This window comes from Yoonia sp. (assembly GCF_017854565.1).
Lineage (GTDB): Bacteria > Pseudomonadota > Alphaproteobacteria > Rhodobacterales > Rhodobacteraceae > Yoonia.
This window is the reverse complement of sequence record NZ_JAFMHJ010000001.1, coordinates 151714-176982: the sequence shown is the minus strand read 5'-3', so window position 1 is coordinate 176982 and position 25269 is coordinate 151714. Positions and strand designations below refer to the sequence as shown.

Annotated in this window: 24 protein-coding genes; 10 read left to right on the top strand and 14 right to left on the bottom strand. The window is 60.1% G+C overall.

What is annotated here, in order from left to right; genetic code table 11:
• The first annotated feature begins 73 nt into the window (after positions 1-73).
• Genes QZ196_RS00905 through QZ196_RS00895 form a run of 3 tightly spaced genes read left to right on the top strand, consistent with a single transcriptional unit; the run spans position 74 to position 4365 of the window.
• A complete protein-coding gene (locus tag QZ196_RS00905; RefSeq protein ID WP_296423040.1) occupies positions 74-781 on the top strand; it encodes an ABC transporter ATP-binding protein in 708 nt (235 codons plus the stop codon).
• Positions 775-3144 carry an ABC transporter permease gene (locus tag QZ196_RS00900; protein ID WP_296422905.1) on the top strand — a complete coding sequence of 790 codons (2370 nt, stop codon included), beginning with the start codon at positions 775-777 and terminating at the stop codon, positions 3142-3144. The genes QZ196_RS00905 and QZ196_RS00900 overlap by 7 nt, the downstream gene beginning before the upstream one ends.
• 3 nt (positions 3145-3147) lie before the next feature.
• Positions 3148-4365, top strand: a complete 1218-nt coding sequence (locus QZ196_RS00895; protein ID WP_296422904.1) for an HlyD family efflux transporter periplasmic adaptor subunit — start codon at positions 3148-3150, stop codon at positions 4363-4365.
• Here the strand turns inward: QZ196_RS00895 and QZ196_RS00890 are convergent.
• Complete coding sequence (locus QZ196_RS00890; protein ID WP_296422902.1) at positions 4362-4712, bottom strand: phasin family protein; 351 nt, start codon at positions 4710-4712, stop codon at positions 4362-4364. The genes QZ196_RS00895 and QZ196_RS00890 overlap by 4 nt on opposite strands.
• 178 nt (positions 4713-4890) lie before the next feature.
• Here QZ196_RS00890 and QZ196_RS00885 point away from each other — a divergent pair, with 178 nt between their 5' ends.
• Together QZ196_RS00885 and QZ196_RS00880 are read left to right on the top strand one after the other, a co-directional pair.
• Entirely contained in the window at positions 4891-6036 is a 1146-nt protein-coding gene (locus tag QZ196_RS00885; protein ID WP_296422900.1) for a site-2 protease family protein, read from the top strand.
• 129 nt (positions 6037-6165) lie between these two features.
• Positions 6166-7692 (top strand): PAS domain S-box protein, encoded by a 1527-nt coding sequence (locus tag QZ196_RS00880; protein WP_296422898.1) that lies wholly within the window; start codon positions 6166-6168, stop codon positions 7690-7692.
• On the opposite strand, the gene QZ196_RS00875 is transcribed toward QZ196_RS00880, so the two are convergent.
• Positions 7668-8426 carry a response regulator transcription factor gene (locus QZ196_RS00875; RefSeq protein WP_296422897.1) on the bottom strand — a complete coding sequence of 253 codons (759 nt, stop codon included), beginning with the start codon at positions 8424-8426 and terminating at the stop codon, positions 7668-7670. The genes QZ196_RS00880 and QZ196_RS00875 overlap by 25 nt on opposite strands.
• 171 nt (positions 8427-8597) lie before the next feature.
• Here QZ196_RS00875 and QZ196_RS00870 point away from each other — a divergent pair, with 171 nt between their 5' ends.
• Positions 8598-9269, top strand: coding sequence for a helix-turn-helix domain-containing protein (locus QZ196_RS00870; RefSeq protein ID WP_296422893.1), 672 nt, complete (start codon positions 8598-8600; stop codon positions 9267-9269).
• A 21-nt stretch (positions 9270-9290) separates the two neighbouring features.
• Here the strand turns inward: QZ196_RS00870 and QZ196_RS00865 are convergent, their stop codons facing one another.
• Positions 9291-9719, bottom strand: a complete 429-nt coding sequence (locus QZ196_RS00865; protein ID WP_296422892.1) for a DUF2267 domain-containing protein — start codon at positions 9717-9719, stop codon at positions 9291-9293.
• A gap of 2 nt (positions 9720-9721) precedes the next feature.
• Entirely contained in the window at positions 9722-10918 is a 1197-nt protein-coding gene (locus QZ196_RS00860) for a hypothetical protein (RefSeq protein ID WP_296422890.1), read from the bottom strand.
• Between the two features lie 132 nt (positions 10919-11050).
• On the opposite strand from QZ196_RS00860, the gene QZ196_RS00855 reads away from it, so the two are divergent.
• Positions 11051-11527: an Hsp20/alpha crystallin family protein gene (locus QZ196_RS00855; protein WP_296422887.1), complete on the top strand. Its 477-nt coding sequence runs from the start codon at positions 11051-11053 to the stop codon at positions 11525-11527.
• Positions 11528-11570: 43 nt separating this feature from the next.
• On the opposite strand, the gene QZ196_RS00850 is transcribed toward QZ196_RS00855, so the two are convergent.
• Positions 11571-11870: a chaperone modulator CbpM gene (locus QZ196_RS00850; RefSeq protein WP_296422885.1), complete on the bottom strand. Its 300-nt coding sequence runs from the start codon at positions 11868-11870 to the stop codon at positions 11571-11573.
• A gap of 4 nt (positions 11871-11874) precedes the next feature.
• Positions 11875-12774 carry a DnaJ C-terminal domain-containing protein gene (locus tag QZ196_RS00845; protein ID WP_296422883.1) on the bottom strand — a complete coding sequence of 300 codons (900 nt, stop codon included), beginning with the start codon at positions 12772-12774 and terminating at the stop codon, positions 11875-11877.
• A 127-nt stretch (positions 12775-12901) separates the two neighbouring features.
• Here QZ196_RS00845 and QZ196_RS00840 point away from each other — a divergent pair, with 127 nt between their 5' ends.
• On the top strand, positions 12902-13756 hold the full coding sequence (locus tag QZ196_RS00840) for a universal stress protein (RefSeq protein WP_296422882.1): 855 nt from the start codon (positions 12902-12904) through the stop codon (positions 13754-13756).
• A 40-nt stretch (positions 13757-13796) separates the two neighbouring features.
• Here QZ196_RS00840 and QZ196_RS00835 read toward each other — a convergent pair whose 3' ends face one another.
• Positions 13797-14669, bottom strand: coding sequence for a LysR family transcriptional regulator (locus tag QZ196_RS00835; RefSeq protein ID WP_296422880.1), 873 nt, complete (start codon positions 14667-14669; stop codon positions 13797-13799).
• A gap of 107 nt (positions 14670-14776) precedes the next feature.
• Between QZ196_RS00835 and QZ196_RS00830 the strand changes: the two genes are divergently transcribed.
• A complete protein-coding gene (locus tag QZ196_RS00830) occupies positions 14777-16315 on the top strand; it encodes a trimethylamine methyltransferase family protein (RefSeq protein WP_296423038.1) in 1539 nt (512 codons plus the stop codon).
• A gap of 10 nt (positions 16316-16325) precedes the next feature.
• Complete coding sequence (locus tag QZ196_RS00825) at positions 16326-17225, top strand: NAD(P)-dependent oxidoreductase (protein WP_296422877.1); 900 nt, start codon at positions 16326-16328, stop codon at positions 17223-17225.
• Position 17226: 1 nt separating this feature from the next.
• On the opposite strand, the gene urtE is transcribed toward QZ196_RS00825, so the two are convergent.
• The 7 genes from urtE to QZ196_RS00790 form a co-directional block, all read right to left on the bottom strand.
• Positions 17227-17922: an urea ABC transporter ATP-binding subunit UrtE gene (urtE, locus tag QZ196_RS00820; protein ID WP_296422876.1), complete on the bottom strand. Its 696-nt coding sequence runs from the start codon at positions 17920-17922 to the stop codon at positions 17227-17229.
• On the bottom strand, positions 17923-18663 hold the full coding sequence (urtD, locus tag QZ196_RS00815) for an urea ABC transporter ATP-binding protein UrtD (RefSeq protein ID WP_296422874.1): 741 nt from the start codon (positions 18661-18663) through the stop codon (positions 17923-17925).
• Complete coding sequence (gene urtC / locus QZ196_RS00810) at positions 18660-19817, bottom strand: urea ABC transporter permease subunit UrtC (protein WP_296422872.1); 1158 nt, start codon at positions 19815-19817, stop codon at positions 18660-18662. The genes urtD and urtC overlap by 4 nt, the downstream gene beginning before the upstream one ends.
• 114 nt (positions 19818-19931) lie before the next feature.
• Positions 19932-21866, bottom strand: coding sequence for an urea ABC transporter permease subunit UrtB (gene urtB, locus QZ196_RS00805; protein WP_296422871.1), 1935 nt, complete (start codon positions 21864-21866; stop codon positions 19932-19934).
• Positions 21867-21926: 60 nt separating this feature from the next.
• Entirely contained in the window at positions 21927-23216 is a 1290-nt protein-coding gene (urtA, locus tag QZ196_RS00800) for an urea ABC transporter substrate-binding protein (RefSeq protein WP_296422868.1), read from the bottom strand.
• 283 nt (positions 23217-23499) lie between these two features.
• On the bottom strand, positions 23500-24417 hold the full coding sequence (locus QZ196_RS00795) for an alpha/beta hydrolase (RefSeq protein WP_296422866.1): 918 nt from the start codon (positions 24415-24417) through the stop codon (positions 23500-23502).
• 48 nt (positions 24418-24465) lie between these two features.
• On the bottom strand, positions 24466-25248 hold the full coding sequence (locus QZ196_RS00790) for a hypothetical protein (RefSeq protein ID WP_296422864.1): 783 nt from the start codon (positions 25246-25248) through the stop codon (positions 24466-24468).
• Positions 25249-25269 lie beyond the last annotated feature (21 nt).

Here is a 25269-nt window from a genome sequence, read left to right as displayed (position 1 = left end):
ACCACAGGGCAAACCACAGGGCAAACCACAGGGCAAACCGGCGGCACCCGTGGCGCGCGCAATGGTCCGGTCCATGCCTGAGGTCGTGTTCAGAACGCAGGGTGTAACGAAGGTCTACGAGACCGGCGCGGTCAAGGTCTTTGCCCTCGCCGGGGTCGATCTGGAGCTTTATACAGGCGAATTGACCGTGCTTTTGGGGCCATCGGGCAGTGGCAAATCGACACTTTTGAATATTCTTGGCGGGCTGGATCATGCCACCGAAGGGCGGGTCTGGTTTCGCGACACCGAACTGACCAAGATGTCGGACCGCGGCCTGACGCGGTATCGGCGCGATCATGTGGGGTTTGTCTTTCAATTCTATAATCTGGTGCCCAGCCTGACCGCGCGCGAAAATGTGCAACTGGTGACCGATGTGTCAACCGATCCGATGCCCGCCGAAGAGGCGCTGCAACTGGTGGGTCTGGGCAAACGCATCGACCATTTCCCGTCCGAAATGTCGGGCGGCGAACAGCAGCGCGTGGCCATTGCCCGCGCTATCGCAAAGCGGCCCGAAATCCTGCTGTGTGACGAACCGACCGGCGCGCTGGACAGCACGACCGGGGTGCAGGTGCTTGAGGTGCTGCAGGATATCAACGAACGCTTTGGCACCACGACCGTCATCATCACCCATAACGCTGAAATTCGGCGGATGGCCCATCGGGTGATTCAGTTTCAGGACGGCAAGATCAGCAATGTGCTGGTGAATGACAAACGCATTGCCCCGGCGGATATCACATGGTGATGCACGCGCTGGACAAAAAGCTGGTCCGCGATTTTGCGCGCCTTTGGAAGCAGGCAGTGGCGATTGCCCTTGTGCTGGCGTGCGGTGTGGCGATCCTGTTGACCGCTGTGGGGATGTATAATGCGCTGGGCGAAACGCGGCAGACTTATTACGAACGCAACCGTTTTGCCGATGTGTTCAGCGATGTGCGGCGCGCGCCCGAAAGCCTGACGGCAGAATTGGCTGCGATTGACGGCGTCTGGGCGGTTGAAACGCGGATTACCGGCCATGCGGTTCTGGACTTGCCGGGGGTTGTGGAAAGCGCGACCGGGCGCATCCTGTCGCTGCCCATAGACGGACAACCGCGCGTGAATGTGCCGCTGTTGCGCACTGGGCGGTTTCCGGCGCCCACCTCGACGACCGAGGTGGTCGTGAATGCCCCGTTTGCGATTGAAAACGGTTTTGTGCCGGGGGACCATTTCTTTGCCAACCTGAACGGACAAAAGCGGCAACTGACGATCACCGGCACCGCGCTTTCGCCTGAATTCATCTATACTATCGGCCCCGGCGCGCTGATGCCCAACAATGCGACCTTTGGGATTTTGTGGATGTCAGAGCCTGCGGTCGCGGCTGCGTTTGACATGACGGGGGCGTTTAACGACGTGTCCCTGAAGCTGACCGCCGGTGCCAATACCAAGACGGTGATCGACCGGGTCGATGCGGTGCTTGATCCCTATGGCGGGTTGGGCGCATATGACCGCAGCCTGCAACAATCCGACAGCTTTATCGACGCGGAAATCAAACAGTTGCGCATGATGGCGTCGGTCCTGCCGCCAATCTTTTTCGGCATTTCGGCGTTTCTGGTCAGTATGGTCATGGGCCGGATCGTGGCGTTGGAACGCAGCCAGATCGGGCTTTTGAAGGCGATTGGATACTCTGATCTGGAGGTTTGCATGCACTATCTGATGCTGGCGGCGCTGATCGCGTTTGTCGGTATCGGTGTGGGTTGGGTGGCGGGCACGTGGCTGGCGCGCCTGTTGGCGATGCAATACGCGCGCTATTTCGATTTTCCGTTTCTGATTTTCGGCACGTCGCCTTGGGTCTATGCGATGTCGGGCGCGGCGGCCCTGCTGACCACGACGCTGGGCGCGGCGCAAAGCGCGTTGCAGGCGGCGCGTCTGGCACCCGCCGTGGCCATGCTGCCCCCCGCACCGCCGCAGTTCAAACGGTCGTTTGTGGACCGGGCGATGGCGACGCTGCGCCTGAGCCAGCCAACGGTCATGATCCTGCGCAGCCTGTTGCGGTGGCCGTGGCGCAGCGGGCTGACGACGCTGGGGCTTGCGCTGGCGGTGGCGACGGTTGTGGCACCATCGTTCTTTAACGATGCGCTGGACAAGATCGTGGATAGCGCATTTTACGAAACCAACCGTCAGGATGCGATGCTGGTGCTGTCCCACGACATGCCGCAAAGCGTGATCGCAACGGCCGCCGCACTGCCTGCGGTGCTGCAAGCCGAGGGCCAGCAATACCACCCGGTCATTCTGCGCAATGGCCCCTATGAAAAACGTGTCGCCATCGAGGCGCGACCGCCCGATGTGGACCTGAGCCGTATCATCGACAAAAGCGGCGCACAGATCAACGTGCCGTCCGGCGGTATCGTGTTGTCCGTGCGGCTGGCAGAAGAACTGCACCTGCGGGTTGGCGATCCGTTGGCCGTTGCGTTCCTGAGCGGGCGGAAGGAAGTATTCACGGTGACGCTGACCGGCATTGTCGATCAATACTTTGGCCTTGGGGCCTATATGGACGTGGTCTATGTCAATCGCCTGCTGCGGCAATCGCCGCGTTACACGGTGGTGAACGTGTCGCTGGACGACAGCGCGGTTGCGGACCTTCATGCCGCAGTCAAGGATATTCCCAATCTGGCCGGCATCGTCATGATGTCCGACAGCCGCCGGTCGTTTCTGGATACGATTCAGGAAAACGTGGTGGCGATGAACACTGTCTACATCGTCATTTCGTTGTTGATCACCGTAGGTGTCGCGTACAACGGCGCGCGCATCTTGTTGTCGGAACGGTCGCGTGAACTAGCCAGCCTGCGTATTCTTGGCTTTACCCGTGGCGAAGTCTCTTACATCCTGATCGGTGAAACCATGCTGCTGGCGCTTTTGGCGCAGCCGCTGGGCTGGCTGCTGGGCGCGCAAATCGCGGCGGCAATGGCCAATGGCTTTACCAGTGATCTGTACAATATTCCGCTGGTCCTGCGCCCTGCCATTTTTGCAAAAGCCAGTCTGGTCGTGCTGTTGGCCGCGTTTGCGTCGGTCATGATCGTGCGGCGCCGTCTGGACAAACAAAGCCTCGTCACTGTCATGAAAGTAAGGGAATAGCCCATGTCCTGGAAACCGCGCACAATTATTCTGACGGCGGCGGGTGTCGCTGTGATGGTCGGGCTGGCCTATGTCGCCTTTCGGCCTGATCCGGTGCCGGTCGATCTGCATCATGTGGCCAGCGGCCCGCTGCGGGTCACGATCAATGCCGACGGCGTGACGCAGATCCGCGATATTTATGACGTGGCCAGCCCGATCGCGGGCACCGCATTGCGGTCGCCGGTGGCCGTGGGGGACCCGGTGATCGCGGGTGAAACCGTTGTCGCGACGGTGCGTCCGGCGACCTCTGGCCTGCTGGACAGCCGCAGCCAGCTACAGGCCGAAGCCAGCGTCCAAGAGGCCGAGGCGGCATTGCGCGTCGCCCAGGCAGATATGACCAAGGCCGTGGATGACAAACGTCTGGCCCAATCACAGTTCGACCGGACCCAGATATTGGTGCAGCGCGGCGTTGCATCAATCACCCAGCTTGAAGCTGCCGCAGAGCGTCTTGCCGTTGCCAATGCAACCGTCGCCGCCGCGTCGGCGCGCATTGATATGGCCAACAGCACGTTGATCCGGCTGCAAACGATGCTGCAGGTGCCCGACCCGCTGGCCGCGACCGATCCAAGTTGTTGCTTGCAGATCATGGCACCGGCGGATGGCGTTGTCCTGACCTTGACCAGCGCAAGCGAACGGCCCGTCAGCACCGGCGCACCGCTGTTAAGCATCGGTGACCCATCCCAGCTTGAGATTGTCGCCGACCTGTTGTCCAGCGATGCCGTGCGCATCAGCCCCGGCGCCTCTGCCGTCGTGGAGCGTTGGGGCGGGGATCATGCGCTGAGCGCGACGCTGGTGCAGATCGCACCGGCTGCGCGGACCAAAATTTCGGCGCTTGGGATCGAAGAGCAGCGGGTCGATGCCACCTTTGACATCACATCCGCACCCGAAGAGCGGCCCGCGCTGGGCGACGGATTTGCGGTTTTCCTGCGGATTATCGAATGGCAGACCGACGATACGCTTCAGGTCCCGCTGAGCGCGGTTTTCAAGCGTGGGGAGACGTGGACCGTCTTTGTCGCAGACGGCGATATCGCACGCGAACGGGCCATCACGCTGGGGCGGCGTGGCAGCCAGTTTGCACAGGTGCTGGATGGTCTGGTGGCCGGGGATGCGGTGGTCATGCACCCCAATGACAACCTGTCACCGGGCCAGCGCATTGTCCTGCGTCATACGTTGACCGACTAAAGCGGCGTTGCTTTGGTCTTGGTCGGTAGCTGTGGAAACGCTTCGGTTCCCAGCTTGAGCAGCTTGCCGGCCTCAACCGTATATTGCACATAGGCGCGTTCCAGATACGCCGCCTGAGCCTGCTGTAGTTCTGTCAGCGATTTGCAGTGCAACATTTCGTGTTGGGTTTTCACATCTTCACTGTACCGGCTGGCGATAAAATTCAGAACCTCGCTGCCCATATCTGACATCGCCTCGGTCCATGTGGTGCCCATCCATGCAAACGACCCCAGACCGGCGTCCTGCATCGTCTCAAGGGCCATGGTCATCGGGTCATCGGTGTCGGGGGTTTGCGTCTTTTTGGCCATGGTGCCGTCCTTTGCTGGGTTATGATTTGGGAAAACTAATGCGCTTGGCGGTGCCGCCCATTGATCTTGATCAAGCGCAGGGTGACGCGGGTGGCGGCTGCCCGCAGTCCAAAGTGACACAAATCAATCGGGCACCCGATAACACATTGTAAGTTGAGCAAAAGCGAGGGAACTCACCATGCCGCTCAGAGGTTTGACGATATTTTCGCTGTTTGGATATGATATCAAGGTCGATGTCAGCTGGTTCTTCATCGCCGCCTTGGTCGTTTGGAGTCTCGCAGGGGGCTATTTTCCCAGCGTTGTTCCCGATGCGTCGACCAGCCAGATTGTCGTGCTGGCGGTCTTGGCGATGCTGGGGCTGTTCGCCTCGCTGATCCTGCACGAGCTTTCACATTCGCTTGTCGCGCGGCGCTGCGGTGTCACGATCAAGGGGATCACGTTGTTCATCTTTGGCGGCGTGGCCGAGTTGGCCAGCGAACCGCCGACTGCGGGCACTGAATTCTGGATTGCGCTTGCCGGGCCTGCGGCCAGTCTGGCACTGGCGTTTGTGTTCTGGATCGCAGCGGCGGTCGCTCAGGTCGCTGAAATGCCAGCGAGCATTCTTGCGCTGCTGTCATACATGGCGCTGGCCAACCTGATCCTTGGGATATTCAACATGCTGCCCGCGTTCCCGCTTGATGGCGGGCGTGTCTTGCGGGCGGTGTTGTGGAACCGTTCGGGCGACCAATTGCGCGCGACCGAAAAAGCGACGGCAATCGGAAGCGTGTTTGCCTATTTGCTGATCGGCCTTGGGTCGCTGGATGTCGTCGTCTCGGGACAGTTCGGGGGGCTGTGGATTGTGATTATCGGTCTTTTCATACTGGCTTCGGGTAAAAACGCCTATCAAAACATGCGGATCCACGCTGCGCTGCGCGACAAAACCGTCAGCGAGATCATGACGCCCCGTCCGCTGACCATTTCGCCGGATGAAACGCTGCAGACGCTGGTTGATCACTATATCCTGTCGCGGCGCGTCGGCTTTGTGCCCGTGGTCGAAGGCACGCGCGTGCTGGGCTACATTGATGTCGCGGTGCTGAGCAAGATTGACCGCGAACATTGGCCGCGGACCGCTGTCGGTGACGTCTATGTCGAGGCACGTGCCAACAATATGGTGGCGCCAACCGACAACGCCGAAGCGGTGCTGAGCCGGATCGCCACAGGGCCGCAGCGCAAGTTTCTGGTGGTTTCAGACGGCCAATTGCGCGGCGTTATCACGCTTTCCGACCTGATCGGCTATCTGAGCCTGCTGCAAACGCTACAGACGGCGCCGTCCCAAGTGGCATGACCCCCCCCTCCGATGTTCCCCGGACTTTCCTGAACAATCGGTCGGTTCCAAGCCTTTGGGTGGCGGCCTTGCGCACAACCGATCAATCTATGCTTGTGCATAGGGTGAACTGTCAGGCAGTGTCACACAATGATTGACAGCTCCTTTCAGGACGCAACACTGCTTGGCGCGGTTTTTGATGCCGCCGTTGATGCCATTCTGGTGGCCGATCGGGCCGGGATGATCGCAAGGGCGAACACCGCAGCCGAGGATTTGTTCGGGTATGACGTGGGCCGGCTTGCTGGTCTGTCCGTGAATGATCTGATGCCGGATGCGGTCGCCTTGCGGCATGATGGCTACATGTCGCATCATTTGGTGACAGGCGACGCGCGGATCATCGGAACTGGCCGCAAGGTTGACGGCAAACGCAAGGACGGCACGCTGTTTCCCCTGCACATTTCGGTGGGCCGGACGGACGCCGAGGGAGAGCCGATCTTTATTGCGATCCTGCATGATCTGACCGGACGGCGCGTGATCGAGGATGCGCTGGCGCAGTCACAGCGGATGGATGCGCTGGGGCAGATGACGGGCGGTATCGCGCATGATTTCAACAACCTGCTGACCGTCATCATCGGCAATCTTGAACTGCTTCAATCCAAGGTCACGGGGGATGACGGCCAAAGCATGTTGGCCGATGCCCTTGAGGCCGCCACGATGGGGGCGGACCTGACGGCGCGGCTGACGGTATTTTCCCGGCACGGCGATCTGCAGACAGAGGCGTTTGATCTGAACCAGGGGTGCGAACGCGCATTGGCGATTCTCAAGCGGACGCTGGGTGCCGATTACCAGATTTATGTCGATCTGGCCGCAGACCTGCCTTTGATTGCGGTTGACCCGACCCAGTTGCAGACAGCCGTCGTGAACCTTGTGCTGAATGCCCGCGACGCCATGCCCGACGGTGGCAAGCTGACGTTGCAGACGCAAGTGGCCGTCATTGACGACACGCGGATGCCGCAGGAAGCCGACGTCGCACAGGGTGCCTATGTGCGCCTGTCGATCACCGACACCGGGGATGGCATGCCGCCCGATGTGCAACGCCGCGCCTTCGAGCTATTCTTTACGACCAAACCGCCGGGCAAGGGTACAGGGCTTGGTCTGGCCATGGTCTATGGGTTCTTGCGGCAATCGGGCGGGTACATCACATTGCAGAGCCACCCCGGCATGGGCAGCACATTCGCGCTATATTTTCCGATTTTACCGGATATCGCCGCCCGCAGTGTCGCTGACACCACGCCGCGCGCTGTCCCGCTTTCGTGCGGGGACCGGACCATCCTGATCGTTGACGACAATCCATTGGTGCGGTCCCTGTCGGTCAGGCGTATTCGCGCGCTGGGCTATCGCTCCTTTGAGGCACCGGACGGCGACACCGCATTCGCGATGCTGCAATCGGGCCTGCAGGTCGACCTTTTGTTTACCGATGTCGTGATGCCCGGCATGTTAAGCGGGTATGACCTTGCGATCAAAGTGCAGGAGGCGTTCCCGACCATCAAGATACTTCTGACATCCGGGTATGCCGCAAATCCCGATAACAGCGCGTCAGTCTTCGCAATACTGCAAAAGCCGCATGGTCAGGCCCATCTGGCCGAAACGCTTCAGTCCATATTGGCTGGCGACTGATCGTTTGCCCGCGTCACCTCGCAGGAAAACGCATAGCCGATGCCGCGCACCGTCGAGATAAGGCGCGGGTGCGCGGGGTCCCGTTCGATCTTTTTGCGCAGGCGTGCCACCTGATTGTCAATCGTGCGATCCAGCGGCGCCCATTCAATGCCGCCAACCTTATCCATCAGCATTTCGCGCGACAGGGTGCGTTTGGGGCGTTCCAGAAACACCCGCAGCAGTTTGAATTCGCCGCTTGTCAGCTCAATCGGGCTATCGTCGCGACCGATCAGCGCAAAACGGTCCAGCGTGACCTTCAGGCCATCAAAGCAAAGCACCTTGGCGGGGTCTTTAGCCGGAGGCGTGTCGTCTGCGGCAAAATGGGCCTGTTGCGCACGACGCAAAACCGATTTCAGCCGCGCCACCACCTCGCGCAGGTGAAACGGCTTGGTGATATAGTCATCCGCGCCAATCTCAAGGCCGACGACGCGGTCGATGACATCATCCTTGCCGGTGACCATGATAATCGGGACCTGTGAAAAGGTCCTGATTTGCCGGGCGATGTCAAAGCCATCATCAGACCCCAGTTGCAGATCAAGCGTGACCAGATCGGGCTGCACGGTTTTGACCATCGCCAGGGTTGACGCCAAGTCAGACGCCTCGTGCACATGATATCCTTCGCCCTCAAGACAGCGACGCAACAACGTGCGGATCTTTGGGTCGTCGTCAACGACTAGAATGTTCGTATCGGGCATGAACACCACCGTGGATTAGGATCGGTCTCGGGTGTTAAATCGTTACGACACCGAATAATTGAACGTAGCAAATTCAATGATACAAATTAATACAATTGAATACGATCACGATAAAAGGCCTGCGACACTTTAACCCCATAACGGTGGCTTATGCAACTGGGGGCAACGGCAATGTACGTTACACGACCAAACGACCATCTCGAACGGCAGCCGATTTCCGAGTCTGGCGCGGCGTCGCGCATGCGGCACCTGCATCGGCTGCAACCGGGCAAGCACCTGTTTCACGAAGGTCAGGATGCACGCAATATCTACGAAGTCGTCAGCGGCGTTTTGCGCCTGACGCGTGTGCTGGAAGATGGGCGGCGGCAGGTCATCGCTTTTGGCTATCCCGGCGACGTCGTGGGCTTTCCCAGTGACGGGCGCTATCACACGGACTGCGATGTGCTGCGGGCAGCGGCCGTTGTGGTACACAACCGATCCGCATTGGAAAGCAACAAAGGCGATGCGGCCTTGCGTACCCGTCTGCTACAGGCGGCCCTGCGCGAGATCAGCGCGATGCAGGATCATTTTTTGATGCTGGGGCGCAAATCGGCCAGCGAACGGGTCGCGTCGTTTCTGTGCATCCTGTCGGAACGTGTCGGCACCGACCTTGGCCAATTCACCCAGTTCGATCTTCCCATGAGCAGATCGGATATCGCTGATTTTCTGGGGCTGACCACGGAAACGGTCTGCCGGACGTTTACCCAATTGCGCAAAAGCAATGTGATCGCGCTTGATCGGGTGCATACGGTTATCGTGTTGAAACCACGTGATCTTTTGGCCGTTGCCGAAGGTGACATATAGTCACCCACGGCGAGCCGGACATCAGGGTTCCGGCCACATATCACGCAGTTGTGCGGGCAGGTTTGCGCGCACATCCTCTACCTCGCCGCGTGAAATCCGCGCGTTGATCAGTTTGAAAACCGCCGTGATGTCGGCGGGCCCGCGATAGTCGAGGATATCGCCAACGTCCTGCTGGATGGTGTCGATAAAATCTGCGGCACGGCGTTCGTGCACGGGGGTCAGTTTGGGCTGCCATCCTTCATAGAACATACCGCGCAATATGATCGGCAGCTGTGCCGAAAATTGCGCCATTTCATTGACCGGCAGATGGTCACGGACCCGGCACATCACGGTGCGCAACAGGCGCAGCGCATCCCGTTCGCTGGTCCAGTCAAGCCGCCCCGTCAGTTCGTTCACCCAATCGTGGGCTTCATGCACCGTGCGGTCAAAGACATGTATCGTACGTGTCATGGTCAGGCTCCTGTGGTTGGTTCTTGGGGGGTGATCGGCTTCATATCGACGTCGAATGCGTAACCTGGGTTGCCAATCAGCCAGTTGAAAAGCGCGCTGGTCATGGCGCCGATACCCAGCAACACCAGCGTGTAGTTGATGATCCACCCCACGAACGGGATAAAGTTCAGCAGCGTCACGATACAAACGGCAACCACCAGAATCAGCAGCCGGATCAGCAATGGCGGATGCTCGGCCCCGCCCAGTAGCGCCATCACGCGCATGGCAATGGCATAGGCGGCCAGCACATAGCCCAGCGTCCAGGCCAGAAGGATCAGCAAGATCGCGAAGGGCACAAACGGCAGTCCGACGATGGTCAGCGCGGTGATCGGCACCAGCCCGAACAGCATCGACAGCCCCAGAATACCAAGCAGAAAGATATGTCCGGGCCGGTCTGCAACCTCGCGGCGCATGCTGGCGATGATCTTGGGCGTGAACGTCAGGAAAATGCTGCCAATCAGCACAAAGAACGCCAGCGTGATCAAGAAGAACCCGAACAGCGACATGAACGTCGGCATCATCGGCATTTCGGCTTTGTCCCATGTGCGGTTTATTTCGTCCCACATGCGCCCACTGTCCAATGTTTCATGGCGGACACGGTCGGCGGGGATCACACGTTCGGGGATGCGCATCTGCTCTTCGCTGGCGTAGGTCAGAAGGCCAAGGATTTTGGCGTCGGGGCCAAAGCTGATCGTTTCTGCCGTGATCCGCGCGTCGCCAGCGATCGTGCCGTTCAGCGTGACCTCGCCCGCGGCAACCGACAGCGCCCCGGCGATGGGACCGTCAATGATCACCGCCCGCCCGGCAAGGCGCGCATTGCCGCCCACCGCCGCCTCGGGCGCAAGGCGCACGCTATAGGCGATCGCGGTGACGTCTTGGGCGACATTGGCACGGATCGTCACGGTCGCCCCGATGGCGTATAAATCCGCGTCCGTCGCGGTGTTGAAATCCACGTCCATACCCGCGACATGCACGTCGCCGCCGGCCTGACCTGCGGTCGTGACGACATCACCGGCGACAAATACATCACCCGTGGCGTTATAGCTTTGCATGATCGTGGACCCGGCGGTGAACGTGTCGGTGCCGTTCGTCGTGGTGACGCTTTCGGCGTCGGCCATGCCTGCCATTACGATCAGCGGTATCAGGATGAATTTCCACATGGCATGACCTCGCTGATTTCGGTTGCGCCCTTTCTAGCGCAGCCCAAGGGCCGCCCAATTGACTAAAATCAATCAATTTTCGGGGTGAAACTGTATCCCTGCCGGCATCAACCCCAACCGAAAGGAATCGTCATGGATAACCAGATCGCTCTGCAACCCAACAACCCACAGCCCTTCTTTGAGACGCTGCAGCAAGAGATGGAGCGCGTGATTGACCGATTCCGTTTCAACCCGATGACCCGCGACACGGCGTTTCGTCTGGGTGTTTCGGGCCAGATGGTGCCCGCCATTGACCTGTCGGAAACCGATGACATGCTGGAAATCACCGCAGAGGTGCCGGGTGTCACCAAGGATGACATCGACGTCACGATCAATGGTGAACTGCTGACGCTGAAAGGCGAAAAAGAGGATAAGCGCGAAGAGAAAGACAAGAATTACCGCCTTGTCGAACGCAGCTATGGCCGGTTTCAGCGCACGATCCCGCTGGGCTTTGCCCCCGATGACGAGGCGGTGACCGCTGAATTCGAAGGCGGCGTGCTCAAGCTGCAAATCCGCAAACCCGCCACGGCAAAGGCTGCCCTGCGCAAAGTTGAAATCGTCGACAAGTAGCGCGAAACGGGGCGCGGCGCCGTTGCGGGCGCGCCCCGGTGCGTCAGTAACCCAACTGCGCCAGCTTGCGCGCCAATGCGTCGCGTTCCTCGATCAGATCCAGAACCAACGCCACACCGGCCAAGTTCAGACCCAGATCATGGGTCAATCGGCGGGCCTTGCGGGCGCGCAGCACATTGGGCGGCGAAAACCGCCAATCCGCCGCGTCACCGCCCAACGGGTCCAATACGCCGTAATCAACCAGCGACGTGACCCAGTCGGCCTGCACATGGCAGAACGCGCTCAGCTCTGTCAGCGTCAGCGTTTCAATCACTTCGATATGCTCGCGATTTGCCAGTCTCATCTCCTCAAGCTCCCTGATCTTTGCGTGGATCAAACTTTAGTTCCCCCGCCATACGTTCGTAGAATTCCCGCGCCTTGGCTGTCTTGACCGGTGGGTTCACGATCAACAAAGACGCATAAAGATCGCCGGGCACGGCCCCCGGCATTCCGCGCCCTTTCAGGCGCAAGCGCTGTCCGCTGCGGGCGTTGGGCGGCACTTTGACTTGCACCTTGCCGCCCGGTGTGGGCATGGCAATACGGGCGCCCAACGCCGCCTCCCAGGGTGTGATCGGCAGATCGACACTGATGTCGCGGCCATCCACCCGAAAGATCGGGTGCGGGTTCAGCGCGATCTCGAGGATCAAATCGGCCCCTTCGGCACCCTGACCCTTGAGGCGCAGATGCTGGCCTTCGCCAATACCCTTGGGCACGTTCACGACGACCTTGTGATCGCGCCAATGCATCCGGCCTTGCGGGTCCATTTCCGGCATCCGCAGCCCGACGATCTTGCGCGCACCGGCGAACACATCCTCGAGATCAAGCGCCAGACGCGCCTGTTGGGGGGATGGCCGTGAAAACCCCCCGCGCGACCCGAAGGCATCAAAGAAATCCCGAAAAACACCCGCATCGGCCCGGCTCATGTCTTCGCGGGCAAAGCCAAAACCGCCGTCCCAGTTTTGTCCTTCTTGCGCGGGGCGTGGCGGGTTTTCCCAATCCGCGCCATACGCATCATAGGCCGCCCGTTTTTCGGGGTTGCGCAGCACGTCATACGCATTGCCGACGGCCTGAAATTTCTCGGCTGTGCCGGCACCTTTGTGTACATCGGGATGATATTTGCGCGCCAGCTTGCGATACGCACGCTTGATGTCGTCCGCGCTGGCAGTCCGGGCCACGCCCAAAACCTTATAGAAATCCTCACCAGCCATGCCCGACGCTCTTTTCCTTGTTTGCAGGCACGCTATCGCAGGCAAAAAGGTGCCTATTGATGCAGGTCAATTCGCGTGACGGGCAAAGCGCTTAGGACATTAACAAGGTCATGCAAAGGAGCCTGTCATGAAGAACCAAACCATCCTCGTCCTGCAAGGGCCGTCTGGTACAACCGCCGATCTGGAATATCTGGTGGATGCGGCGACCAAGCAGAACGCGCATCTGTCTGTCCTGCATATCGGTCCGATCAAACCGATCCCGGCCTATGCTTATGGCGGCATGCCCTATGGCGCGGTTGAAATCCCGCACAGTTGGGTCGAAGAGCGTCAGGCGCTGGCCCAGGATCTTGCCGATCAGCGCGAGAAAAGTAACCATTTCTTCACCGTGCAAGGCGTGTCCGGCGAGGCGGGCGTAATCTGCTCTTTTCCGGCAACTTTGGATGAGATGGTCGCCCCGCATGCGATGCTGTGCGATGTCGCCGTGATGCAGGACAACATGCGCGAAAACGGGGATGCGTTTCGCACGATCCTGTATGGGATTTTGTTCCAGTCCCCGACGGGTGTGATCATCAATCCGCGTCAAACGGCCAAGCCGCTGTCGCCCGAACACGTGTTCGTCGCGTGGAACAACAGCCAGCAGGCCGCCCGTGCCGTTCACGCGGCGCTGCCGATGTTGCTTTCTGCGAAAAAGGTCACCATCGCGACCTTTGATGCCGTCAGGAAAGAGGGCGAGGATGGCGAAGAACCCGGTGCGGACCTTGCAAAATGGCTCAGCCATCACGGCTGCAACGTCACCGTTCAGCAATATCAGACGAACGGCGATGAGCTTGGCGGGGTCATTCTGGATCGGGCCAGCCTTGATGCGGCCGATCTGATTGTGATGGGTGCCTATGGGCATACCCGTCTGCGCGAATCCGTTTTCGGCGGGACCACCCGCACGATGATCGAACAGGAAACTGCGGCTGTGTTTCTGGCCCATTGATGCCCAACGCCGTCGCGACGCACAGACGCGGCGGCAACCCCTACGCCTTTGGACGCCCCTGCGTCTTGGGGCCAAACTGGTCATGTGCCAGACGCATCAGCTTGCGATAGGCCGCCCGGTGCCGATTGCGCATCGTGATCCCGGCAAAGATCGGTTGCGATATTGGCGGGGCATCCTGCACATAAAAACCGGCACCGGCCGCGACCAACGCGGCTGCTGAATGCGGCAGGACATAGGCCGCGCCCGAGAGCGACGTCAGCAAATCCACCATCGCCGCGTTTTGCCCAATCGACAGGGACACCCGCGTCAGGCTGGGCAACGCCGCCGCGTGCGCTTCGGCAAATGCCGGGGCATAGTTTGCCAGAATATACGTGTCGGCCCGCACATCCGCCAAACGGTCCGTCGTTGTCGATACCATGACATAGTTGATTTCGCCCAATGTTTCAAAATGCAGGTCCGGGTGCATTCTGGGTGAATAAAGCACGGCGACATCCTGTGTGCCGGCCACCAGATCGGCACACATCTGTGCGGAATAATCGGCCTCGAAGAAAAATACCGTCTCGGGCAGGGCGGCGCGGAATCGCCCGATCAACTGGCTGGGGGCCACGCCGATCAGGTCATGCTGCACGCCGATCCGCATCGTGACACCGGCGATCCCGCTGTCGCGCGTGGCATTCAGCGCGGTTGCCCAGCCGTGCCGCAAACTGCGGGCGTGGGGTTCAAACCGCAGCCCTTCGGTGGTTAGCGCGGTCCCCGAACGAGATCGCCGGAACAGCCGCCGCCCGACCGTCTTTTCCAACGATTTTATCCGCCCCGATACGGTGGACTGCGTCACCCCCATCCGATCCGCCGTTTGGTTAAAGCTTTGCGTCTCGCACAGGTCCAGAAAGGTTTCGATCAATTCAATCTGCATGGCTGCACTTTGCACTAATCGGTAATGCCGATCAATATCATATGAAACGGCGAATTGATCTGCGTGCGGGCCGGCGCAATACTGCGATGATATTGGGGGATCACGCCATGTCGGACACCGTACTTACCAAATCTCGCAGTGGCGGTCGGGCCGCCCGCGTCGCGCTGCGCAGCGCACCTTTGCCGGATAATATGCGCCCCGTGCGGGCGGGCATGCCGGGCGGGCAATACAAGCCGCTGACCGACGCCGGTGTCGCGCGCATCCATGCCGCAGCGCTTGATGCGTTGGAACAAATCGGCTTGTCGCAAGCCCCACCATCCGGGGTCGAGATCATGACCAAAGCGGGGGCGATCCTGGGCGATGACGGCAGATTGCGGTTCCCCCGCGCCTTGGTCGAAGACATGCTGGCGCTTGCTGCGCGCAACATCACACTGCACGGGCGCGATCCGAAACATGACCTGCACCTCAGCGGGTCCAACGTCCATTTTGGCACGGCTGGCGCGGCTGTGCATATCGTCGATCTGGCAACGAATACCTATCGCGATAGCACCGCCCAAGACCTGTTCGATGCCGCCCGCATCACTCATAACCTTGATAATGTACACTTTTTCCAGCGCGCCATGGTCTGCCGTGATGTGGTTGATAACCTTGAAATGGACCTGAACACGATCTACGCTTGTTGTGCGGGCACCACCAAACACGTCGGCACGTCGTTCAGCGACCCGCACCATGTCGCCCCCGGTTTCGATATGATCCACCGTATTGCCGGCGGCGAGGCGGCATGGCGCGCGCGCCCTTTCATCTCCAACTCGAACTGTTTCGTCGTCCCACCCATGAAATTCGCCGAGGAAAGCTGCATCGCGATGGAGCATTGCATCAGGGGTGGCATGCCGGTGTTGCTGCTGTCTGCCGGACAGGCGGGGGCGACGGCACCAGCCCCCATCGCGCTTGCCATCGTTCAGGCGATGGCCGAATGCCTGGCCGGTGTCGTCTACGTGAACGCGATGGCGCCGGGGCATCCCGCCGTCTTTGGCACATGGCCTTTCGTGTCGGACCTGCGGACCGGCGCGATGTCCGGCGGGTCGGCCGAACAGGCGCTGCTGACCGCCGGTTGTGCCCAGATGCACCGGTTCTACGATCTGCCGGGCGGCGCGGCGGCAGGGATATCCGACGCCAAGCTGCCTGACATGCAGGCCGGATGGGAGCAGGGGATTACCAATGTCCTTGCGGGGCTTTCGGGCCTGAATATGGTCTACGAATCCGTTGGAATGCACGCGTCCCTGCTGGGGTTCTGCCTTGAATCGCTGGTGTTGGGCGACGATATTCTGGGTCAGGTTCTGCGCACGATCCGGGGCATCGACGTGACCGAAGATTCGACGTCAATCGACGCAATGAAGGCTGTCTGCCTTGGTGGCCCCGGCCACTATCTTGGGTCCGATCAGACGCTCAAGCTGATGCAAACCGAATACATCTACCCCGCTTTGGGCAACCGGATGAGCCCCAAGGAATGGGTCGAGGCCGGACGCCCCATGCTGCTGGACAAGGCCATAGCGCGCAAGAATGATATCCTTGCAAGGGCGCAAATACAGGTCGATCCTGCCGTCGATGCGGCCATCCGCGCCGACTATAACATCTACTTTCACTAAAGGAATTTCCATGCACTATGGCTATATCGGTCTGGGCAATCTTGGCGCGAACTGCGCGGCCTGCCTGTTGCGCGGCGGTTTTGCGGTCACTGTCACCGATCTGAATAAATCCGCCGCTGATCCGCTGATCGCGCTGGGGGCTACATGGGCCGACGACCCGACGACACTTGCCGCGGGGGTCGATCATGTCATCACCTGCCTGCCATCGCCGACGGTCACCGAAATAGTGCTGGAACAAATCCTGCCCGTCATGCGCCCCGACAGCCATTGGATCGAAATGTCGACCCTTGGCCGCGACGATGTGCTGCGGCTGGCTGCGCGTGCCGCCACCCGGAACATTCGCATGATGGAGCTGCCGGTGACGGGTGGTGTGCATCTGGCCGCCCAAGCCAAGATCACCATGCTGGCTGGGGGTGACACAGACATGTTCGATACGCATCTGCCCGCGCTGCAGGCAATGGGCGACCGGGTTTTCCACATGGGTCCCCTTGGCTCTGCCGCGATCATCAAGGTCATCACCAACATGCTGGCCTTTGTTCACCTCAAGGCGTGCGGCGAGGCGTTGATGCTGGCCAAACGTGGCGGCCTTGACCTTGCACAGGCATGGCACGCGATTCAGGCATCGTCAGGCAATTCATTCGTGCATGAAACCGAAGGGGCGCTGGTGCTGAACGGGTCCTATGACGTGGCGTTCAACATTGATCTGGCGCTCAAGGATCTTGGCTTTGCCATTGGCTTTGGCCGTGAATTCGAAGTGCCGCTCGATCTTGTTGCCGCAACCCAGCAAACCTATATCGCGGCGCGTGCGGCCTATGGCGGCGCCGCGCAATCGCCGATGATCGTGAAATTGCTTGAGGATCTGCTGGATACGGATCTGCGCGCCGATGGTTTTCCCGCGCGTCTGGAATAGCTTACAGCGCGACATCCGCCAACAATTGGTCCGCCGTCACCGCGGCCTTGTCGGCGCGGCGTTTCACCGTGCCACGGGTCATCACAACGAACCGATCGGCAAGCCCGTAGGCAAAGTCGAAATTCTGCTCGACCAGTACAATCGCCATATTGCCTTGGCGGCGCAGCAGGCCGATCGTGCGGCCAATTTGCTGGATGATGTTGGGCTGAATCCCCTCGGTGGGTTCATCCAGCAGCAATACCCTGGGCCGGGTCATCAGCGCGCGCGCAATCGCCAACTGCTGCTGTTGCCCCCCCGAAAGATCGCCGCCGCGTCTGTTGCGCATGTCCCGCAGCACGGGAAACAGGTCGAAAATATCGTCCGGGATGCGGTGCTGGTCTTTGGGCAGGCAGGCAAAGGCCGTTTCCAGATTTTCCATCACCGACATCAATGCGAAAATCTCGCGGCCCTGCGGCACATAGGCGATACCCGCGCGGGCTGCCTGAAACGCCGATGGATGTTGCAGCGCGACACCGTTCACCGACAATTGCCCGCCCGAATACGGATGCCGCCCCGATATCGCCTTGAGCAGGCTGGTCTTGCCCACGCCATTGGTGCCCATCACCGCCGTGACTTCGCCTGCGGCCGCCTGCAGGTCGATCCCGTGCAAGACCTGGCTTTGCCCATAGTGCAGGGTCAGGTTTTCAACTTTTAGCATCTAGCGCCCCAAATACACATCAATCACGGTCTGGTTCGCGGTCACATGATCCAAGCTGCCTTCGGCAAGGACGGACCCTTCGTGCAGGACGGTGACCTTGCAATCGAGACGGCGGACGAACTCCATATCATGTTCCACCACCACGACGGCCCGCGTTTTGGCGGCACGTTTCAGCAGGTCCGTGGTGTGCGCGCGTTCTTGGCTGGTCATACCCGCAGCGGGTTCATCGACCAGCAACAGGCGCGGATCTTGTGCCAGAAGCATCCCGATTTCCAGCCATTGCTTTTGACCATGGCTGAGCGCGCCGGACGTGCGGGCCAGACTGTCGGTCAGGCCGATTTCAGCGGCGATTTCTGCGATCCGATCAGCCCCGGCGCGCGTTTGTTGATCGAATAGCACCGAAAATGGCCCGCGTGGATTGCGCAGCGCCATGGCGAGGTTGGCGCGCACTGTCTGATCCTCGAACACGGTCGGTTTTTGGAATTTCCGCCCGATCCCGGCCATCGCGATCTGACTTTCGGACATTCCGAGCAACGAAATATTCTGATCGCCCCAGATTATCCGGCCCGTATCGGGTCTGGTCTTGCCGGTGATGATGTCCATGAATGTCGTCTTGCCCGCACCATTGGGTCCGATAATCGCGCGCAGCTCTGGCTCGCCTATCTGGATGGACAGATTATTGATGGCGCGAAACCCGTCAAAGCTGACCGATACACCGGAGACTTCCAGAAGTGTGCTCATGGCTTGCGCACCAGATAGTCGAACAACCCGCCGATGCCCTTGGGAAAGAAAAGGGTGACGGCGACAAACGAAAGGCCCAGCAGCACCAGCCACCAGTCGGTCCAATTCACCGTATAGAAGCCCAGATTGATCGCGGGCGCGCCACCGCCGGTGAACCAACTGGACAATAGCGATACGAACGCTGCGCCGATCACCGCCCCGTAAAGCCGCCCGCGCCCGCCGATGGCGACCCAAACAGCCAGATAAATCGACGCAATGGGCGCAATTTCGGCAGGGTTGATGATGCCTGCTTGCGGGTAATAAAGCGCCCCGGCGATCCCGGCGATGATGGCCGTCAGGGTGAAGACAAGCAGCTTGTAGCTTTCGACATGATAGCCAAGGAACCGCACACGGGATTCGTTGTCGCGGATCGCTTTGATCACGCTGCCCATCTTGCCCGACACCACCCAGGCGAACAGGACATACCCCAACGCCAAGGCGAGGGCGGAGGCGTAAAAGAACGCCAGCGAAATTGTCGCCTGCGGCGTGGTTTCGAACCCTGGAATATTCTGCAGGCCGGACAGGCCGTTGTTGCCACGCAGGCCGCTGTCGTTCTGGAACAGATAAAGCGACAGCGCCAGGGTCATCGCCTGCGTCAGGATCGACAGATACACGCCCGTGACACGGCTGCGAAATGCCAGCCAGCCAAAGACCAGCGCCAGCAGCCCCGGCACCAGCACCACCATAAGCAATTGCAGAAACAGGCTGTCGGCGAAGGCCCAGACCAGCGGAAATTCCGAACTGCCGACAACCCCGAAAATCTGGTTGCCGATGGCGTCGGAAATTTCTTGCGGGGTTGGTGGAATGGTCTGCGCGGCCAAACTGTCAAGCACGATCCCTTCGGTGCGGGCGTACATCAGCCACATGCCGACGGCATAGCCGCCAATCCCGAAGAATGCGAAATGGCCAAGGCTGAGGATGCCGCAATATCCCCAGACCACGTCCATCGCGACGGCGATCAGGCACAGGCACAGGGTCTTGCCCAGGATCTTGATGAAGGACGTGGACAAGAACCCGATCCCGGCTTCCGACAGTATCGTGACGCCGATGGTGAAAAGGCCAAGCCCCATGAGGAACCACAGTGTGGAGGGGTTGCGCAGGAAAAAGCTGTTCATGTGGGGTGCCCTTTGCCGGGCAGGTCTTGCGCCGCGCGTTGCGCGTCGCCACGCTGGAGGGGTTTCACCCCTCCAGACCTCCCCAGGATATTTACACTCGGAAGAGGCATGGCGTTAATCCGCTGCTGCCCGACCTTTGAGGGCGACGATACCCTTGGGCCGGAATTGGATGAAAAGGATGATGAACAAGATCATATAGGTCTGGGCGGCCAGCGTGTTGGAGGGGTTCAGCCATTCGATCCCCTTTTGCAGAAAGCCGATCAGCGAGGCGCCGGCGAGTGTACCCCAGACATTGCCGACACCGCCGACAACCACCGTCATGAAGGATTGCACGATGTAATCTGCGCCCATCTCGGACGTGACTTTAGCGTATAGGCCGATCGCCACACCGGCGATGCCCGCAATGCCGGAGCCGAGGCCGAACGTCAGCATATTGATCCGCTCTGGATTGATCCCCATGGATGCGGCCATGCCGGGGTTTTGCGTGACGGCGCGGACTTCGAGCCCGAGACGGGTGCGTTTGAGGACGAACAAGATGAGTGCCAGAAATATCAGCGCCAATACGAAAATCGCGATGCGGATGTAGCTGATCTGGATCACGTCGCTGAACACCCATGCGCCATCAAGCCATGCAGGCGACGTCAGCGGGCGGGCTTGCGTGCCAAAGATGTTCTTCGCCAGTTGCTGCAAAGCAATCGAAATGCCGAAAGTGGCCAGCAGGGTTTCCAGGGGCCGATGGTAAAGATGGCGAATGACCAGCCGTTCCATCGTGACGCCTGCACCGAATGTCACGGCAAAGGCCAGGGGCAGGGCTACGATGATTGACAGGGTGTAATCGGGGATGAACAGTTGGACGACATAGCCTGTATAGGCGCCCATCATGATGAATTCGCCATGCGCCATGTTGATCACGCCCATCACGCCGAATGTGATCGCCAGACCTATGGCGGCCAGAAAATAAATCGACGCGAGCGATAGCGCATCCAGTGCCAGATCCACTGTCTGGCCTGCGGCGACGCGGGTTTCAACAGAGGCGAGGGCGCGTTTTGCAGCATCTGTGATTGCGGGGTCTGCTTCGGCGTAGATCTCAAAAAAGGCAAAGGCGGCCATTGCGGCGTCACGGTCAGATGGTGTGACCAGTGGTGGCACGCGGCCTGCTGCGGCCAGCCCGGCATAGGCGCGTTCGCGCATGGCGTTGGTGTTCAACTGCGCCACGGGCACATCGGCCACGCGCCCACCGTCGATATGCGCCTCGAGTGCGGCGCGGATCACGCCCGGCGGGGTACGTGGGGGCGCAAGACCGGCTGCGACCAGCAGGGAATATGCGGCGTCCGGCGTCATGTCTTGACCCGGCGTCAAGACACCGGCCACGTTTTCATTGTCGGGCAGCATTGCAGCCACCCCGGGCCGCACGGTAAGAATTTGGTTCAGAACCGCGCGCGCCTCGACGCTTGTGTCTTGTGCCATATTGTCAATCGCGGCAATCCGGTCATTTGGGGTGGCGGCAAAGCTGGCGGACAGGAAATTGGCCAGTTGCACCTTTCGGGCGCGCAGGTCTGCGTCCGGCTCTGGCGCGATCGAGGCAAGCAAAGGGGCCAGTTGGTCGGCATTGGGGCTGCGTGCGATGGATGCAACGGCGGTCGTACGGCGTGCCAGATCGGGGTCCGTCAGTTGAAACTGCACAAGAGCCGTGCCAATCACCCGTCGCACACCGCCGTTGGGCTTGATCTGGGTGAAATTGGCCTTTGATGCGGTGCTTTGGGCGCCGCTGACTATGTCGGTGAGGTGCAAATCATTGCCGGCCTCGGCGGCGACAAAGAATTGCCCATCGGCGCGTTGCCAAACGGCTTTATCTTGCCAGCTTTCCAGAAAGTCAGCGACCCCCGACAGACCCGACACGGCCAGATCATCCAGCACGGCGTTCACCGTGCGGCGGCCGGGATCGGCGACCTCGGTTGCATGGATTTGAAGAATGGATTGCAGGTCCTGGGCCTGTAGCGCGGGTGCGAAACCCAGCCACAGGGCAAGAAAAAGAAACACGCGGCGCATGGCGGTCTTTCAATATGCGGGAAGGGATGGGCGCGGGGGTATCCCGCGCCCGCCGAACATTCAGTAGTTTGACGTCAGCTGCACGCAGGTCTCGGTTTCGACATTATACATGCCGCAACCCAGCGTCTGCCAATCGGATTTGAGCACCGCTGATTCAGGCAGGAAATCGGTCCAAGCGTCGCCCGCGACTTCGGTGGTTTGGCTGATGATGTCGAACTGGCCATCGGCCTGAATTTCACCAATCAGCACGGGCTTGGCCAGATGGTGGTTTGGCAACATAACGGCTGTGCCCCCGGTCAGGTTCGGGAATTCCTGCCCGTACATCGCGGCACGCACCGCATCCACATCGGTTGTGCCTGCCGCCTTGACTGCGTTCACCCACATGTTGAAGCCAATGTAATGAGCCTCCATTGGGTCATTTGTCACACGGTCCGGGCCGGCGAATTCTTTCCACGCAGCAATGAATTCGGCGTTCGCAGGGGTGTCGGCCGACTGGAAATAATTCCACGCAGCCAGGTGTCCGGCAAGGTTCGAGGTGTCCAGACCCGAAAGCTCTTCCTCGCCGACGGAAAACGCCACGACGGGGATGTCGTCGGCAGATACGCCCGCTGCGGCCAGCTCTTTGTAAAAGCCAATGTTGGCGTCGCCGTTGATTGTTGAAATCACCCCAACCTGTTTGCCATCTTCGCCCAGTGCGACAACGTCAGCCACAATCGTGGCCCAGTCCGACTGACCGAACGGCGTGTAGTTGACGAAAATATCTTCGGCGGCAATGCCATGGTCCATCAGATAAGCTTCGAGGATATTGTTCGTGGTGCGTGGATAGACATAGTCGGTGCCCAGCAGCGCGAACTTTTCAACGCCCAGTTCCTCCAGGAAATAATTGACGGCAGGGATCGCCTGTTGGTTCGGGGCAGCCCCGGTGTAGAACACATTCCGCGAACTTTCCTCGCCCTCGTATTGCACCGGATAGAACAGCAGGCCGTTCAGCTCTTCGATCACAGGCAGCACGGATTTGCGCGATACTGACGTCCAGTTGCCAAAGATAACGTCAACATCGGACACAGTCAGCAGTTCGCGGGCCTTTTCCGCAAACAAAGGCCAGTCCGACGCGGGGTCAACCACGACTGCCTCGATCTGACAGCCCAGCAGGCCGCCCGCTTCGTTTTGCTTTTCGATCAGCATCAGCATGACGTCTTTCAACGTCGTCTCGGAAATCGCCATGGAACCGGACAGCGAATGCAATACGCCAACCTTGATCGGCGCGGCGCAGTCTTGGGCGGTGGCCATGCCAGTGCTGGCCAGCAGGCCGGCAATGATGGACGCACTCAGTGATTTTTTAGTGGTCATCGGAAAAATGTCCCTGTTTCGGCGCTGCGGTGCCCTATCTTCGACCCAACGTGGGTGTTAACGGGGAACCGCAACAGTGATGTTGTCGTCGCGCAGCGGGAGGTTTCTGCCAGGAAAGCCCGCTGCGCGGCAAATGATGTCCAAGGATGGACGTCCATTTGGTATTCGCTGCAGCGCAGCGAGTCTCAGAAACCATGCGAAAAATTGTCGCGTTTAGGGTGCTTTGCGGCTTTGTACGCCAGTCAAAGGGGCGTTTGCCTGCAAAACGGGCGTTGTTTTATCGCTATCGCGCGATCTGCCCAAAGAAATCGCGCCATGCCGCAATGACAGTATCGGGGCATTCTTCGGCGAGGTAATGCCCGCCGGGCACGGCCCAGCCACGCACATCGGCGGCCCGTTCACGCCACAGTGCCAAACAGTCGAAATGCCGTTCAATCGCACCATCCTTGCCCCATAGCGCCAAAAGCGGCATCTGCAGTTTGCTGGGGTCGGCATCATCATGGGCGATGTCGATGGCTGCGGCGGCCCGGTAATCTTCGCAGGCGCCATGGATTGCGCCCGCATCGGCAAAGCAGGTCAGGTATTCGTCCAGCGCCTGCTGCACAAACGGCGTTAACCCTGCCTTGCCTGCCCCGCATTTGAAAAGCCAGAAATAGGCGGGGTCGGCACCAATCAGCGTTTCGGGAAATGGATGCGGCAACGTCAGCCAGTACCAATGCCAGTAGGTGTGGGCAAAGCCGCTGTCGGCATCGCGATACATTTCGCGGGTGGGTGCGATGTCCAACGTGGCAAGCGCGCGGACGCGGGCGGGGTGGTCTGCCGCCAGCCGATGCGCAACGCGCGATCCCCGGTCGTGCGACCCGATCAAAAACCGGTCGTGCCCCAGCGCATCCATTACCGCGATCATGTCACCGGCCATCGCACGTTTGGAGTAGGGCGCGTGGCTGGCATCCGTCGCGGGTTTCAGCGACCTGCCATATCCCCGTAAATCGGGGCAGATCACCTGATGATCCCGCGCCAGATCAGCCGCAACCGCGTGCCACATCGCCGAGGTCTGCGGATACCCATGCAACAACAGCAGCGGGGCACCCGTGCCGCCGACGCGGCAGAAAACGGGGCCGTCCGGCGTGTCCACATACCGCTCTTCGAACCCGTCAAAGAATGCGGGCGCGACAGGTGCGGCGGCGGCTGTGGGATGCAATGGGATCACCTTGTTAAAACGGTCGGCGCGACGACAATCGTTGCCGCCTTACGGCTGGCCATTGATTGCGAACCACGAGGCAAGCAGCGGCAACAGCATGGCGCGGGTATATGAAAACAGGCAGACTTCGGGGCCGACCACAGCAAGGGCAAGCGGACGCCCATCCAGTGCGGCATCGAGACAAACCAGCGTCGGACCTTCCTGCCGCCCCAATATCGCCTTGTGGCGCCTGCGAAACGCGGCTAGCTGCGCATCCCAAATCGCCTCGAGCGTGGTGGTGTCGCCACGGGTTTCGGGCGGATTACCATCGACGGCACAGGTGCTGGCGGCAATCGCGGCGGCGTTGGCGGCCAGAAAACGGCTCATCGGCGACGGCGGCTTTGCATCAAGATCAACCTGCCAATGCGTCGCCAGCACCGATACGGAAACGCCCACCTCGGAACTGGTTCCAATGGGGCGAACCGGGGTGCTGCGCACGGTCAGCGTCTGATCGCCTTTGCAGATTTGCGTCATGATCGCACCTGCGGCGCGCAATATCTCGGGGTCTTCATGCGAGAGGCCCTGACCGACGACATCGTCCATGCCGGGTATGTCGCCCGTCATCGCGGCCAGACCGCGCAGGCGCCGCCCGGCGACAACCAGACTAAGCGCGGTCTTGCCTATGTTGAACACCAGCGTCCGTTCCAGAACGGTGTCGTCAATTTCGCGCAAAATGGCGACCAATGCAGGCGGCGCACCAGCTTGGCTGATGACCCGCTGGCCATCGGTGAAAACACCACCCTCGGCGCTAAGCCCGGCAAGCTTGCTGGCAATGGCTGAAGTGTTGCTCACGAACGGATTCCTGAAATCATG